This is a genomic window from Ornithinimicrobium flavum (genome assembly GCF_004526345.1).
Classification (GTDB): Bacteria; Actinomycetota; Actinomycetes; order Actinomycetales; family Dermatophilaceae; genus Ornithinicoccus; species Ornithinicoccus flavus.
Window position 1 is genome coordinate 2,870,244 of record NZ_CP038213.1, and the last position, 14,346, is coordinate 2,884,589.

The 14,346-nt window shown below is 72.9% G+C and carries 13 protein-coding genes; 5 read left to right on the forward strand and 8 right to left on the reverse strand.

Annotated elements, in window-relative coordinates; genetic code table 11:
* Positions 1-14: 14 nt before the first annotated feature.
* Positions 15-1,100: a DUF427 domain-containing protein gene (locus E3Z34_RS19905; RefSeq protein ID WP_338043736.1), complete on the reverse strand. Its 1,086-nt coding sequence runs from the start codon at positions 1,098-1,100 to the stop codon at positions 15-17.
* Between the two features lie 207 nt (positions 1,101-1,307).
* Here E3Z34_RS19905 and E3Z34_RS13525 point away from each other — a divergent pair, with 207 nt between their 5' ends.
* Positions 1,308-3,449: a hypothetical protein gene (locus E3Z34_RS13525; protein WP_134774025.1), complete on the forward strand. Its 2,142-nt coding sequence runs from the start codon at positions 1,308-1,310 to the stop codon at positions 3,447-3,449.
* A gap of 52 nt (positions 3,450-3,501) precedes the next feature.
* Here the strand turns inward: E3Z34_RS13525 and E3Z34_RS13530 are convergent, their stop codons facing one another.
* From E3Z34_RS13530 to E3Z34_RS19080, 7 genes are read right to left on the reverse strand one after another with little or no spacing between them, the layout of a single operon-like run.
* The gene (locus tag E3Z34_RS13530; RefSeq protein WP_134774026.1) at positions 3,502-4,098 is read right to left on the reverse strand and encodes an NADH-quinone oxidoreductase subunit B; all 597 of its coding nucleotides are present in this window, start codon (positions 4,096-4,098) and stop codon (positions 3,502-3,504) included.
* Complete coding sequence (locus E3Z34_RS13535) at positions 4,098-4,454, reverse strand: NADH-quinone oxidoreductase subunit A (RefSeq protein WP_134774027.1); 357 nt, start codon at positions 4,452-4,454, stop codon at positions 4,098-4,100. The genes E3Z34_RS13530 and E3Z34_RS13535 overlap by 1 nt, the downstream gene beginning before the upstream one ends.
* A 54-nt stretch (positions 4,455-4,508) precedes the next feature.
* Complete coding sequence (locus E3Z34_RS13540) at positions 4,509-5,780, reverse strand: class I SAM-dependent methyltransferase (RefSeq protein ID WP_134774028.1); 1,272 nt, start codon at positions 5,778-5,780, stop codon at positions 4,509-4,511.
* Positions 5,777-7,174, reverse strand: coding sequence for an FAD-binding oxidoreductase (locus E3Z34_RS13545; protein ID WP_134774029.1), 1,398 nt, complete (start codon positions 7,172-7,174; stop codon positions 5,777-5,779). The genes E3Z34_RS13540 and E3Z34_RS13545 overlap by 4 nt, the downstream gene beginning before the upstream one ends.
* A 46-nt stretch (positions 7,175-7,220) precedes the next feature.
* Positions 7,221-8,138 (reverse strand): amidohydrolase family protein, encoded by a 918-nt coding sequence (locus E3Z34_RS13550; RefSeq protein ID WP_134774030.1) that lies wholly within the window; start codon positions 8,136-8,138, stop codon positions 7,221-7,223.
* The gene (locus E3Z34_RS19075) at positions 8,135-8,944 is read right to left on the reverse strand and encodes a fructosamine kinase family protein (protein WP_238695179.1); all 810 of its coding nucleotides are present in this window, start codon (positions 8,942-8,944) and stop codon (positions 8,135-8,137) included. The genes E3Z34_RS13550 and E3Z34_RS19075 overlap by 4 nt, the downstream gene beginning before the upstream one ends.
* A complete protein-coding gene (locus E3Z34_RS19080; RefSeq protein WP_238695180.1) occupies positions 8,941-9,447 on the reverse strand; it encodes a low molecular weight protein-tyrosine-phosphatase in 507 nt (168 codons plus the stop codon). Before E3Z34_RS19080 ends, E3Z34_RS19075 begins: the two co-directional genes overlap by 4 nt.
* 86 nt (positions 9,448-9,533) lie before the next feature.
* On the opposite strand from E3Z34_RS19080, the gene E3Z34_RS13560 reads away from it, so the two are divergent.
* The 4 genes from E3Z34_RS13560 to rarD all read left to right on the forward strand — a co-directional run bounded on the left by E3Z34_RS13560 (position 9,534) and on the right by rarD (position 14,070).
* On the forward strand, positions 9,534-9,857 hold the full coding sequence (locus E3Z34_RS13560) for a TraR/DksA family transcriptional regulator (protein WP_134774032.1): 324 nt from the start codon (positions 9,534-9,536) through the stop codon (positions 9,855-9,857).
* Positions 9,858-9,930: 73 nt separating this feature from the next.
* The gene (locus tag E3Z34_RS13565; protein WP_134774033.1) at positions 9,931-11,829 is read left to right on the forward strand and encodes a 2-oxoacid:acceptor oxidoreductase subunit alpha; all 1,899 of its coding nucleotides are present in this window, start codon (positions 9,931-9,933) and stop codon (positions 11,827-11,829) included.
* Complete coding sequence (locus tag E3Z34_RS13570; protein WP_134774034.1) at positions 11,826-13,025, forward strand: 2-oxoacid:ferredoxin oxidoreductase subunit beta; 1,200 nt, start codon at positions 11,826-11,828, stop codon at positions 13,023-13,025. Before E3Z34_RS13565 ends, E3Z34_RS13570 begins: the two co-directional genes overlap by 4 nt.
* Before the next feature lie 13 nt (positions 13,026-13,038).
* On the forward strand, positions 13,039-14,070 hold the full coding sequence (rarD, locus tag E3Z34_RS13575) for an EamA family transporter RarD (protein ID WP_134774035.1): 1,032 nt from the start codon (positions 13,039-13,041) through the stop codon (positions 14,068-14,070).
* Positions 14,071-14,346 lie beyond the last annotated feature (276 nt).

The window sequence follows — 14,346 nt, forward strand, 5'->3', positions numbered from 1 at the left end:
TCTCCTCTGTCGGGTTACCAGCCCATCGTCCCAGGCTCACCCTTGAACGGACCCACCACCCGGGAGGTGATCCAGCCGCCGTAGAAGCCGCCCGGCTGGGGCAGCACCTCCTCCCCGTCGACCAGGCAGCGGTCCATGCGCCCGGGGTAGAGCGCCACGTGGCCCTTGAGCTCGGCGAACGGTCGGGTCGGCTTCGGGTAGTGCCAGGCTGCCCGCTCCTCGACGCGGTCCCCCGCCACGACGTCGAGGTAGGACGCGCGGCCCTTCCACTCGCAGAACGAGCTGCCGGCGGCCGGACGCAGCACACCGGGCGCGACGTCCTCCACCGGTAGGTAGTAGGTCGGGGGGTGACTGGTCTCCAGCACCCGCAGGGCCCGGGTCGTCCGCACGATGGTGCGCCCGCCCAGCTCGACCTCGACGAGCTCGTCGGTCCGCTCCAGCCGCGGGGGCCGGGGGTAGTCCCACACCGACTCCTGGCCGGGGCCGGGCTCCTGACGTCTCGGGCGCGCGCGCATCCTGCCGGCTCCTACCGCGGTCCCCAGGACGGGTCCGGGACGCCCGGGGGCAGCAGCCGTCGGCGGGACGGGGACCGGCGTGCCGACGCCCCCCCCCTCACCCGGCTCCTTGGCGCCGGGCCACGGCTTGGACGCCCTGGCCCCCAGCACGAACTCCTTGCGCAGGGGCGTCCCCTCGAAGCCGTCGGGCAGCAGGAGGGGCCGGAGCCCCATACCCGTCCCGTCGTCGAAGTCCTCGAAGCCGATGCCGAACATCTCGGCGGTCTCCCGCTCGTGCCAGGCAGCGCCCGCGAAGACGTCGGTCACCGAGCGCACGCCCTGACCGTCCGGCACCCTCGTCAGCAGCAGGACGCGCCGCAGGCCGGAGCCCCCGCCCGCACCGCGCACGTCGATGAGGTGGCAGACGATGTCGAAGCCCGGCTCGGGCAGGCTGTCCTCCGCCACCACCCCGGACGCCTCGGCCCCACCGTCGGTCTGGTCGACGGCGGACAACCAGTCGAAGTAGGCGTAGCCCTCGTCACGGGCGGCACGGACCGCGTCGTGCCACCCCTGGCGCTCGACCCGGCGCTGCTCCACCTGAGACATGGACCTCAGCCTACCCACGCGTCGCAGGCGGGGGACGATCTTCCTCGCCCCGCCTCTTGCGGCGTGCGTGCAGGCCTGCTAGCGTGAGTTTACGAACACATGTTCGAACCATCAGGTGGGGCTGAGGGGAGGGGGAGGCTCGTGGACGCGGTCGGGACGGAACCCGTGGGACAGGGCTCGGACCCTGCTCCCGCCCCGGTGCTGGGGGTGGTGCGAACCCTCGCGACCGCCCGAGGCGGGCTGGAGGCGAGGTTGCTCGAGGCCGCCCGTGTCGTCGTCGCGGCCTGCTGCGACGAGCTGCTGGTCCGCAAGGGGTTCACCAGCGTGGAGGAGCTCACTCCCGCCCAGCGGCGTCGCTGGCGGGCGGAGGGCAAGGCGGCCGCCGTGGACGAGCTGGTGAGCTGCCTGGGTGTCACGACGAGCGAGGCCCGCGATCTCGTGGGCGTCTCGCTGGCGGGCGGCCGGGTGCCGGCCCTGGTGATCCGCGCCCTGGAGGAGGGCCGGGCCAGCTGGTGGCAGGTGCGCATGTTCTGGTCGCGGTGCAGGGCCATGGAGCTGGAGTCGGCGGAGCTGGTGGCGCTCGCGCTCCTCGGCACAGACCCTTCCCTGGCCCACCCCGACCGGCTCGATCCCGACGGCGGCCTGGCCGACGGTCCGTGGGAGCACCATGGCTACCGGGCCGCCCTGGCCGCGGAGGCGACCCGGGTCGACGGCAAGGACCCCGCTGCCGAGCGTGCGCGACGGCGAGCGGCGCACGAGGCTCGCCACGCCATGCTGGTCGCCCACGATGACGGGACCGCCTCGCTGACCCTCACGGGCGATCTCATCGCGCTGGTCGGTGCCTACACACGCATCGACACGATCTCGCGGTTGATGCGCAAGCACGGGGACGGTCGGACCCTGAGCCAGCTGTCCTTCGACGTGGCGGCAGCCTTCCTGGTGCACGGCATCATCCCCGTCCTCGACAAGGACCCGGACGATCTGACCACCGAGGACCTGGAGCTGCTCGCCCGCGTCGCCACCGCGCAGCCCCAGGTGTCCCTGGAGGTCGTCGTCCCGTTCGACACCCTCACCGGGTCCCCCGCCTGCCCCTCGTGCGGCCACGGCTACCCCGGACCTCACGACGACGGGCAGACGAGCGAGACGGTAGGACGTGGGTCGGACGCCCACGAGCCGGAAGGACCTGGGTCGGACGAGCACGAGAGGGAGGGACACGGGTCGGAGGACCAAGGGACGGAACGACGCAGGTCGGACGACCACGAGACGGAGGTCCAGCAGGGCGCCGCGCACCACGGCTGGGCACCACCCCGTCCTGGGGGCGTGGCACAACTTGCCGGGGCGCACCCCACCTTCCTGACGGGTGCACACGCACGCGAGCTGGCCTGCCGTCCCGGCACCACGATCCATCGCCTACTCACCGACGTCCACGACGGCCGGCTCGTCGAGCGGACGCAGACGACCTACCGCCCGGACGCGGCCATGCGTGCTCAGGTGCGGGCCGCTGATCGTCACTGCCGAGGGCCCGGCATCGCGTCCCGGCGGCCGGCGCCGGCCTGCGAGATCGATCACGTCGTCCCCTACGCCGTCGGTGACGACGGAAAGCCGGCCGGAGGCCCCACGGCGCTGCGCAACCTCGTCCTGCTGGCTCAGCACCCGCACCACCGCAAGACGCGGGACGAGCTCGTGGTCGCGATCAACGCGCGCCGGGACCTCACCTGGACCACGTTGCTGGCCCGGACGGTCAGCACCCGGTCCTTCGACTACCGACAGTTCTACGACGCAGTGCGGGCTGAGCTGGGCCCGGACGACGTGAGCGACGGCACACTGGTCCGGCGCTTTCGTTCCGAGATCGCCAGCACGTGTCGCGCCGCCGCCGTCGAGCGCCTGCGCGAGCACCGCGGGAGGCCACCCCGGGACGGGATCCCGTCGGGCGAGGAACGGAGCGAGGGCGAGGGTGATCGGGACTTCCTGCAGGACCTCGCCGCGCGGGCCCTCTACGCCGCGCTGGTCCACCGCGGCCCTGACGCCCTGCTGGCCGATCCGGACGACGAGCCCGGCGCGACCGAGCATGGCGGACCGCTGGCCGGATGGATGTACGTGAGCCGGGCAGGGACGGTCACCGGGCGCAGCGACGGCCAGCCGACACCGGAGCAGGTCCTGAACCTTCCGGAAGGGGAGATCCTCGGGCGGACCGGCCCCGACGACGAGCACCGGCAGGAGCAGGACCGGTACTCCGACCAAGGCCCCCACCGGCATCGCGACGAGCGCCAGGATCTGGCCCAGCGCGATGACGGGGGGCCGCGCGATGACCGGGGCTGGGGCCATGACAGCTCGCCGCCGCCGTTCTGAGCACCGGCGGTCACGTGACCTCTCCCGCCAGGAGCCCTACTGCGTCGTGGAGCTACTGCGTCGTGGAGCTCGGACCCGTCGCAGGCGGCGCGACCAGGCCCCGGGTGACCTCAGCGGCGGTGACCGGCCGGTCGGCATACCTGGCGCCGTGCCGGCCTCGCGCCCGCCCTGGCACCTCGGCGGCGATCTGGTCCTGCAGCTGGACGATCCCGGCGAGCAGCGCCTCGGGCCGGGGCGGGCAGCCGGGCACGTAGACGTCGACGGGGATGAGCTGGTCCACGCCCTTGGTCACGCAGTAGGAGTCCCAGTAGGGGCCACCGGAGTTGGCGCAGGCGCCGAAGGAGATGACGTACTTGGGCTCGGGCATCTGGTCGTAGAGCCGCCGGATCGACGGCGCCATCTTGTCCGTCACCGTGCCGGACACGACCATGAGGTCCGACTGGCGAGGGCCCGGGGCGAAGGGGATGACCCCCAGCCGGATGAAGTCGTGGCGGGCCATGGAGGCACTGATGAACTCGATGGCGCAGCAGGCCAGGCCGAAGTTGAAGACCCACAGGGAGTATTTGCGCCCCCAGTTGAGCACGACCTGGACGGCGCGTGGGGCCCGCTCGACAGGGGCACCGACCCGGGGGGTGGGCAGGTCGGTCATCACCACCACCTCAGCAGGCCACGACGCCAGACGTGCAGCAGGGCCACCACCAGGACGCCCAGGAAGATCGCCATCTCGACGAGAGAGGCCAGGCCCAGCTCGGTCCGCAGGACCAGGGCCCAGGGGTAGAGGTAGACCGCGTCCACGGCGAAGATGACGTAGAGCAGCGTGTAGACCAGATAGCGGACGCTCCCCTGCTCCCAGCCGGTGCCCACCGGGTCCACCCCGGACTCGTAGGTCGTGAGCTTGGCCGGGTGGGGGTCGGCCGGCGCGAGCAGGCGGCGAGCGCCCATGGCCGCGGCCACCAGGGCCACGCCGGCCAGGACGACCGCGGCGACGACGAGGTACTCACGCATCGTCGATCACCCTAGCCCTCCCCCGCCCGCCGGCGGGGACCCGAGGGGCGCCGGTCAGGCAAAGGTCGGACGCAGGGGGTAGCCCGCCTCCCCCTCCACGCTCGTCCGGGTGGCCAGCACCTGGTGCAGCTGGATGGCGTTGCGCTCGAAGTTGTAGCGCGACCCGGCCAGGTAGAGACCCCAGACCCGTGCCGTGGGCAGGCCCGTCTCGGCGACACACTCCTCCCAGTGGCGGGAGAGGTTCTCGGACCACGCGGCACAGGTGCGCGCGTAGTGCTGACGGAGGTTCTCGTGATGGTGCACCTCCAGACCCACCCGCTCCATCTCGGTGACGATCCGGCCCGAGGAGGCCAGCTCGCCGTCGGGAAAGACGTACCGCGCGATGAAGTCGGTGCGGCGCATCGGGACGTGGTCGGGGCTGCGCCAGGTGATGCAGTGGTTCAGCAGCCGGCCGCCGTCGCGGAGCCGGTCCCGCAGGAAGGTGAAGTAGGCCCCGTAGCGGCGCACCCCGATGTGCTCGGTCAGCCCGATCGAGGACACCGCGTCGAAGCCGCGCTCGGTCACGTCGCGGTAGTCGGCGTGCCGGACCTCCGCGCCGGTCAGGCCCTCGGCCGCGATCCGCTCCTGCGCCCAGGTCGCCTGGGCGCGGGACAGGGTCACGCCGAGAGCACTCACCCCGTGGTGACGGACGGCGTGACGCACCATCCCGCCCCACCCGCAGCCGACGTCGAGGAGCCGCATACCGGGCTGCAGACCCAGCTTGCGGCACACCAGCTCGTACTTCTCCTCCTGCGCCTCCTCGAGGCTGGCGTCCGGGCGCGGGTAGACGGCGCAGGTGTAGGTCATCGACGGACCGAGCAACAGCTCGTAGAACCGGTTGGAGACGTCGTAGTGGTGCTGGACGGCCTCGGCGTCCCGTCGCCGACCGTGCCGTATGCCGTGCGCCAGCTTGCGCAGCTCGCCCGGGGTCTCCAGGTCGGGCAGCGGCGGCGGCGCCAGGCTCACCCCGGAACGGCGCACGGCCTGCACCAGCTCGGGCAGCTCGCGCAGCGGGGGCATCCGGACGGTGAACCCCTCCATGAGGCGGAGCTCGTCGTAGGGGCAGGCCTCGTCCATGCCGTCGATCGACAGGTCCCCCTGGAGGTAGGCGCGGGCGAACCCGAGCTGGCCGGGGTGGCCGGCGATGTAGCTGAGCGCCCGCGGGGTGCGCAGCCGCATCACCGTGCCGGTGAGGTCCCCCGCCGTCGACCCGTCGTGCGCCACCACCCCCACCCCCGGCGCATCCCCCAGCAGGGAGTGGATGGCCTGGGCCACGCTGCGTGTCATCGTGCTCGCACCGCCTTGTCGTAGAGGGTGGGGAAACGACCGTCGGGGTCGTACCGGCGCTTGACGGCGTCCAGGTGCTCACCGCCGTAGAGCTCGCGGAAGGTCGGCTCATCGTAGAAGGCCTCGGAGTAGAGGCCCTTGTGCCCGCCCAGCTCGGTGACCGTCGCCTCGATCGCCCGGTTGGTGTCACCGGGGCGGCCGTCGGGCGGGATGTCCACGGCCGACCAGAAACCGAGGTTGACGTAGTCCTCACCGATGCGCATCGGGTAGAGCGGCCACGGCGGCCCGCCGTCCGGTGCGGGTGCGTCCGCCCGGAGCCGGACCGGGCAGAGCCACACCGGCTCGATCGGGACCTCCCGCAGAAACCAGCGCAGGAAGTCGCCGGTCCGCCCCAGCGGGATCTCCACGTCCTGGACGACCCGCTCCTGGGGCGGCCGACCGCGGCGGCGCTGGAGTGCGGCATACCAACCCCGCTGCTGCTCCAGCCGCATGATCCGCCAGTAGACGTCGCTGCGCAGCAGGCGACGCGGCCAGACCCTGCGGACGAGGGGGTGCTGGGCGCCGAACGCGCGTGAGCACCAGAACCAGTCAGTGTCCCAGCGCCACAGGTAGTCCTCGGCGGTCAGCACGTCCCGTCGACGGTGCTGGAGGGAGCGGTAGTAGGGCTCGGGACCGGTGTAGTCGCCCGGCACCAGACCCTCGGTCGTGCCCGACCACCGGCCCAGCGTGAGGTAAGCCTCGTCCGCGGAGAAGACGACCCCGTCGAGGAAGTCGACCTCCCGGCCACCGTGGGCCCGGTGCGCCATCACCTCGCCGATCGTCGCCACCAGCTCGTCGAGGTCGCCGAAGCGGTGGTGCTCCACCACGACCCACCGGCTGGTGCGCTCGAGCTCGACGACGAGGCCGAGGGTGTAGCCGAGGGTGCCGTAGGAGTTGGGCAGCGAACGGAAGAGGTCCGCGTGCTCGCCGTCCGGGGTGGCGGTCACGACCTCCCCGGTCCCGGTCAGCACGTCGACCTCGACGACCGACTCGTGCGGGAGCCCGCTGCGGAAGGAGGTGGACTCGATCCCCAGACCGACGACGGCCCCGCCCACGGTGATGGTCCGCAGCTGCGGGACCACCAGGGGCATCACCCCGTGCGGCAGCAGCTCGTCGACGGCCCGCTCGTAGGTCGTGAGGCCGCCAACGCGCGCCAGGCCCGCGCCGAGGTCGACGTCGAAGACCCCCTGGCACGCGGAGAGGTCGAGTCCCGGCCCCCCGGTCCCCGGTCGGTTGCGGAAGAGGTTGGAGGTCCGTTTGGCCAGCCGGACCGGCGCGCGCAGGGCGAGCGCGGCGAAGGACTCCCTCGCGGAGCTCACCGCCGCCTCGTAGGCGGGCGTGGGGGCCGGACCCATGACCCTCATTCTGGCCGAGGGCCGGCCCGGTGCGCATCCGTCCGGGTCAGCCGGGCGCGACCCTCTCGGCGAGCAGCCGCTGCCCGTTGTGCCACAGGACGTCCCGCAGCCAGTCCGCGCCCAGACCCCAGCGGTCCAGGGCCTGGAGCTGGTGGGCGTAGGGGTAAGGGATGTTGGGGAAGTCCGAGCCCAGCACCACCCGCTCGCGCAGCTCGCCGAGACGCCCCACGTGGGCGGGAGGCATCGGCGCCAGCCGCTCCATGAAGTCGGTGCCGGCCATGGTCGTGTCCAGGTGCACCCGCGGGTACCGCTCGACGAGGTCGGCGAACGCGGCATACTCCGGCAGGCCCAGGTGCGCGACGACCAGCGTGAGGTCGGGGTGGGTGGCCAGCAGGCGCCCCACCGCCTCCGGGCCGGTGTGAGCGGCGCTGCGACCCACGACCCGCGGTCCCGACCCGGCGTGGATGACGACGGGGATGCGGGCCGCGGCCAGCAGCTCCCAGGACCCGCCGAGGAGGTCGTCGTCCGGGGCGAGGTCGCTCACCGACACGTGCACCTTCACCAGCTGCAGCCCGTCGTCGATCGCGGCCCGCACCTGCTCGGTCATGCCCGGCTCCGGGTAGAGCGTGGCGCAGCGCAACACCTGGGGGTGCCGCTCGGCGAAGTCGGCGCACCACGCGTTGAGCGAGGCGACCATCCCCGCCTTGTGGGCATAGGTCAGCGCGGGCACCCGGTGCACCCCGATCGCCGCGAGGGTGTCGAGCCGCTCCTGGGTCGAGGTGCGGTAGTGGATCGGCCAGGCGGTGCCGTAGTGATGCTCGCCCTCGTCGAAGAAGGACCAGATCCGCTCCATCAGGCGGTCGGGGTGGAAGTGCACGTGCAGGTCGGCGAGGCCGGGCAGGCCCAGGGCGGCCAGGTAGGCGGGGATCTCGGCATCGGTGCGCGGCGCCCGCGGGGTGCTCATCGGACCGCCGCCCGGAGGGCGTCCCCGGCCTGCACGCCGTAGGCGCCGCCGAAGAGGATCGCGTGGACCAGCAGGGGGACGCTCTGGTAGACGGCGACCCGGTCCTGCCACCCGGGCGCGAGCGGGTGCGCCTCCACGTAGGCGGCCAGGGCCCGGCCGCTGAACCCCCCGAAGAGCTGCATCATCGCCAGGTCCACCTCCCGGTGGCCGCGGTGCGCGCACGGGTCGACCAGCCAGCTGCGACCGCGGTCATCGACGAGCCGGTTGCCGCCCCACAGGTCTCCGTGCACGAGGGTCGGCGGCTCCACCGGCCCCAGCCGGTCGGCGTCGACCTGCTCGGCGAGGGCGGCGGTCCGCGCGTCCAGGCGCCCCTCGTCGCAGGCGCGCCGGGCGAGCGGTGCGAGCCGACGCTCGACCCAGGACTCGTGCCAGGTGCGGGTCGGGGTGAGGTCGACCGGGCAGGCGCCGAGGTATGCCGTGGGCTCGCCGTCCACGGCGCCGTACCTGACACCGGGGCCCGGCCCGGCCTCCTGCGCGGTGCTGCGGTGCAGGTCGGCGAGCTCCTGCCCGAAGCGCTCCTCCGAGGCGGCGGTGCGGTGGCCGCCCTGCTCCACGAAGCCGAGGACGATCGAGGTGTCGGACACCTCCACGACCTCCGGGACGCGGGCACCGGCCGCCCGCAGCGCCCGGAGTCCGACGGCCTCGCGGGAGAAGAACAGGGGTGGGGCGTCCGGCAGGGACTTGGTGAAGACCTTCCGCCCGTCGGCCCGGACGCCGGTGGCTGTGGTGCTGGTGGGTCCCGTCACCGGGCCGCACCGTGCCGGGCCAGCACCTCGTCGACGGTCCCGTCCTGCAGGGCCCGCACCAGCCCGTCCACCGCGTCCTCGATCTGGTCGTACATCGCGGTGTAGGCCTCGGCCGGATGCCCCCAGGGGTCCGGGACGTCCCGGACACCGTCCTCCGCGTCCGGGGCGAACGCCCCGAGCCGGACGACCTTGGCGCGGTCCTCCGGCGAGCGCACCAGGGCCAGGAGGTCGGCCTCGTTGTCGGCGTCCATCGCCAGGACGAGGTCGGCGTCGTCGAAGTGGACGTCCTCGAACTGGATGCCCCGCGTGCTGAAGGCATACCCCCGGCGCTCCCCCTCGGCGACCGACAGCTCGTGCGGTCGCTCCCCGACGTGGTAGTCGGCCGTCCCGGCGGAGCTCACCCGCACGTGGTGCAGGCCCGCCTCCGCGAGCCTCTGCTGCAGCACCGACTCGGCCGCGGGTGACCGGCAGATGTTGCCCAGGCAGACCGTCATGATGCGCATGACCCCACTGTGTCAGAGGACGGTGCCGCGCCGGTCCGCGGTGCCGCTGCACCAACCGGGCCCGGGGCGGGTGCCATGCTGGGCGGATGCAGGACGAGACGATCAGGGCGACGCTCGAGGCCAGGGAGGCCGAGCTCGTCGAGCAGATGGCCGTGCTGACCCGCCCGATCCAGGACCAGGGGAGCATCTCCTTCGGCAAGCGGGTGGGTGACGGCACGGCGATGGCGGTGGACCGTCTCACCGCCGTCACCGCGCACGACAACCTCCAGGGCCTGCTCGACGACGTCCGTTCGGCGCTCGCGGCGATGGACGCGGGGACCTACGGCCGGTGCGCGGTGTGCGGCGAGCCGATCCCCGCCGGCCGGCTCGAGGCCCGGCCGTGGGCCACGACCTGCGTCCGGCACGGGTAGCCGCGCGCTGCATACCGCTGCGACCTCGACGTGTGCGGAGTTCCCGGACGACAGGCGTAGGCTGGTCCGTGACATGTCTAGTAACACCCCTCTGCGCCAGCTCGAGAGAGTCGTCATCCGCTTCGCCGGAGATTCCGGCGACGGGATGCAGCTGACCGGCGACCGCTTCACCAGCGACACCGCCGCCCTCGGCAACGACCTCTCGACCCTCCCCAACTTCCCCGCCGAGATCCGGGCGCCGCAGGGGACCCTGCCCGGGGTCAGCTCCTTCCAGGTCCACTTCGCCGACCACGACATCGCCACCCCCGGGGACGCCCCCGACGTGCTGGTCGCGATGAACCCGGCCGCGCTGAAGGCCAACCTCGCGGACCTGCCGCGAGGAGCGACGATCATCGCCAACAGCGACGAGTTCACCAAGCGCAACCTGGCCAAGGTCGGGTATGCCGCGAACCCGCTCGAGGACGACTCCCTCACCGACGGCGGCTACCACCTGCACGCCCTGCCCCTCACCTCCATGACGGTGGAGGCCCTGAGCGACTTCGCCGGCCTCACCCGCAAGGAGAAGGAGCGGGCCAAGAACATGCTGGCCCTGGGCCTGCTGTCCTGGCTCTACTCCCGCGACACCGAGTCCACCGAGGCCTTCCTGCGGGCGAAGTTCGCCTCCGCGCCGGAGGTCCTGGCCGCCAACCTCGCCGCGCTGCGGACCGGGCACGCCTACGGCGAGACGACCGAGGACTTCGCCGTCCGCTATCAGGTCGCCCCCGCCCCGATGCCTCCGGGCACCTACCGCACGATCACCGGCAACCAGGCGCTGGCCCTGGGGCTGGTGGCCGCGGCGGAGCGCACCGGCCTGCCGCTCGTCCTCGGTTCCTACCCGATCACCCCGGCCTCGGACATCCTCCACCAGCTGGCCTCCTTCAAGCGGCTGGGCGTGACCACGCTCCAGGCCGAGGACGAGATCGCCGCCGTGGGGATGGCGCTGGGTGCCAGCTTCGGCGGCGCGCTCGGCGTCACGACCACCTCCGGCCCGGGCCTGGCGCTGAAGTCGGAGACGATCGGGCTCGCGGTCTCCACCGAGCTGCCGCTCGTCGTCATCGACATCCAGCGGGGTGGTCCGTCCACCGGCCTGCCGACCAAGACCGAGCAGGCGGACCTGCTCCAGGCCATGTACGGCCGCAACGGGGAGTCGCCGGTGGCGGTCCTGGCGGCGAGGTCGCCCACCGACTGCTTCGACGCGGCGCTGGAGGCGGTGCGGATCGCGACGACCTACCGGACCCCCGTCGTCCTGCTCTCCGACGGCTACCTCGGCAACGGCTCCGAGCCGTGGCGGGTCCCGGCCGCCGCCGACCTGCCCGACCTCACCGTGGAGCTGACGACCGGGCCGAACGACGTCGACGACGCCGGCACCCCGGTGTTCCACCCCTACCTGCGCGACGAGGACACTCTGGCCCGACCCTGGGCCGTCCCCGGCACACCGGGTCTGGAGCACCGCATCGGCGGGATCGAGAAGGCCGACGTCACCGGTCACATCTCCTACGACCCGGCGAACCACGACACGATGGTCCGGCTGCGCCAGGCCAAGATCGACCGCATCGCGGACTCGCTGCCGCCGCTGGAGGTCGACGACCCCGGCGGGGAGGCGCGCCTGCTGGTGCTCGGGTGGGGCTCCACCTACGGCCCGATCGCCGCCGCCACCCGCCTGGTGCGGGCGACCGGCGCCAAGGTGGCCCGGGCCCACCTGCGCCACCTGGCCCCCTTCCCGGCCGACCTCGGCGAGGTCCTGCACCGCTACGACCGCGTCCTGCTGCCGGAGATGAACCTCGGCCAGCTCGCGCTGCTCCTGCGCGGCCGGTACCTCGTGGACGTCCGCAGCCACACCGCTGTCCGCGGCCTGCCCTTCACCGCGGGCGAGCTGGCCCAGGTGATCCACGAGCACCTGATGGCCACCCAGGGACAGGAGGTCCTGCCATGAGCGTCGATCTCGGTCTCCCCTCCCCCCTGGGCACCGCCGGTGTGCCCCGGCTGCCCGAGGGGCAGACCCAGGGCAAGAAGGACTTCACCTCCGACCAGGAGGTGCGCTGGTGCCCCGGCTGCGGCGACTACGCCGTGCTGGCCGCCGTGCAGGGCTTCCTGCCCGACCTCGGTCTGCGGCGCGAGAACATCGTCTTCGTGTCGGGGATCGGCTGCTCCAGCCGGTTCCCCTACTACCTGGACACCTACGGGATGCACTCCATCCACGGACGCGCCCCCGCGATCGCCACCGGTCTGGCCACGGCCCGCGAGGACCTGTCGGTCTGGGTGATCACCGGTGACGGCGACGCCCTGTCGATCGGCGGCAACCACCTCATCCACGCGATGCGGCGCAACGTCAACCTGACGATCCTGCTCTTCAACAACAAGATCTACGGTCTGACCAAGGGGCAGTACTCCCCCACCTCGGACGTCGGTGCGGTCACCAAGTCCACCCCCGCCGGCTCGGTGGACCACCCGTTCAACCCGGTCTCGCTGGCCCTGGGCGCCGAGGCGAGCTTCGTGGCCCGGACCATGGACAGCGACCGCAAGCACCTCACCGAGGTGCTCTCGGCCGCCGCCGCCCACCGGGGCACCTCGCTGGTCGAGATCTACCAGAACTGCCCGATCTTCAACGACGGCGCCTTCCAGCTGCTCAAGGACCGGGACGAGGCCACCGCCCGGATCGCCCACCTGCGTGCGGGCGAGCCCGTCCGCATAGGGGCCGAGGGCAGCCCGGAGGCCCGCGTGGTGGTGCGGGACGACCAGGGCCGGCTGCGCGTCGTGCCCGAGGGGGAGGCGGACCCCGCCTCCGTGCTCGTCCACGACCCGGGCCAGGAGGACCCCTCGGTCGCCTTCGCGCTGTCCCGGCTGGACGACCCGTCGATGCAGCAGGTGCCCATGGGCATCTTCCGCCAGGTGCAGCGCCCGACCTACGACGACGCCGTCCGCGCGCAGGTGCGGGAGGCCGTCGAGGAGGGCGGGAGCGCAGGACCGGAGGGGCTGGACGCGCTGCTGCGCGGACGCGACACGTGGACGGTGGACGGCACCGTCCCGGGCCAGGTCGAGCAGACCCTGGAGGGCGAGCAGACCGAGGGTCCGACCCCGGCGGCGGGCGACGCGCTCGTCGACGAGGGTGCCGAGGTCTTCGAGGAGTGACCGGAGCGCACGGGTGAGCCCCCTGGAGGCGCGGCGGCGCCGGGAGGGCACGGTCTACGGGTTCTTCGCCTACCTGATCTGGGGAGCCTTCCCGCTCTACTTCACCACGCTGCGCCCCGCCGGCCCCTGGGAGGTCGTGGCGCACCGGATCGTGTGGACGCTGCTGATCTGCGCGGCGGTGCTGCTGCTGACCCGCGACGTGCGCTGGCTGGTGGACCTCGCCCGACGGCCCCGCCGGCTCACGGGCGTGGCGCTGGCCGGGGTCCTCATCGCGACCAACTGGGGGATCTACACCTACGCCGTCCTGTCGGGGCACGTCACCGAGGCGGCCCTCGGCTACTTCCTCAACCCGCTGGTGACCGTCGCGCTCGGGGTGGTCGTGCTGCGCGAGAAGCTGCGCCGGATGCAGTGGGTCGCCGTCGCCATCGGTGCCGTGGCCGGTCTCTACCTGACGATCGACTACGGCTCCCCGCCGTGGATCTCCCTGGCGCTGGCGGTGTCCTTCGCCCTCTACGGCCTGCTCAAGAACCGGCTGGGCGTCTCGCTCACCCCGCTGCGCTCGCTCACCGGGGAGAGCCTGACCATCCTGCCGATCGCCGTGGTCCTGCTGCTCTGGCTGGACCGCACGGGCGCCACCACCTTCGGCGGGCACGGCACCGGCCACGCGCTGCTGCTCATGTCCACCGGCGTCGCGACGGCGGTGCCGCTCCTGCTCTTCGCGGCCGCGGCCAGCCGGGTCCCGCTGTCGACGATCGGCCTGCTGCAGTTCCTCACCCCGTTCCTGCAGCTCGGGGCCGGTCTGCTCCTCGGCGAGACGATGCCCGCCTCGCGCTGGCTCGGCTTCGCCCTGGTGTGGGTCGCCCTCGTCGTCCTCAGCGTCGACATGGTGCGCCAGGTCCGACGCAGCCGACGCCCGCCTGCGCAGCGACCTCGAGGACCCCGCCCCCTGACCCCTCCCCGACCGGACGTGCGTTCCTGCCGCACCGGACGGGCGTTCCTGCCGCACCGGACGCGCGTTCCTGCCGCACCGGACGCGCGTTCGTGACAGTTGTCCACAGGCTCGGTGCGGGTATGCGGTCAGGCAGGCCGCGGGTCCGTGGTCGGGATCGCCGTGGGTCCGTGTCGGGATCGCCGTGGGTCCGTGGTCCCCGCACGGGCGAGGCCCGGCGAGGGTCTCGTGCCCCGCCCGGCGTCGTCGGCACTGGTGGCAGACAGGGGCCATGTCGACTCCTTCGTCGGTGTGGGGCGACCCTAGCGGACCGTGGCAACGGGTGGCGTGACCTACGCCACTGTCCGTGCACGCTATGCAATTTTGCATGGC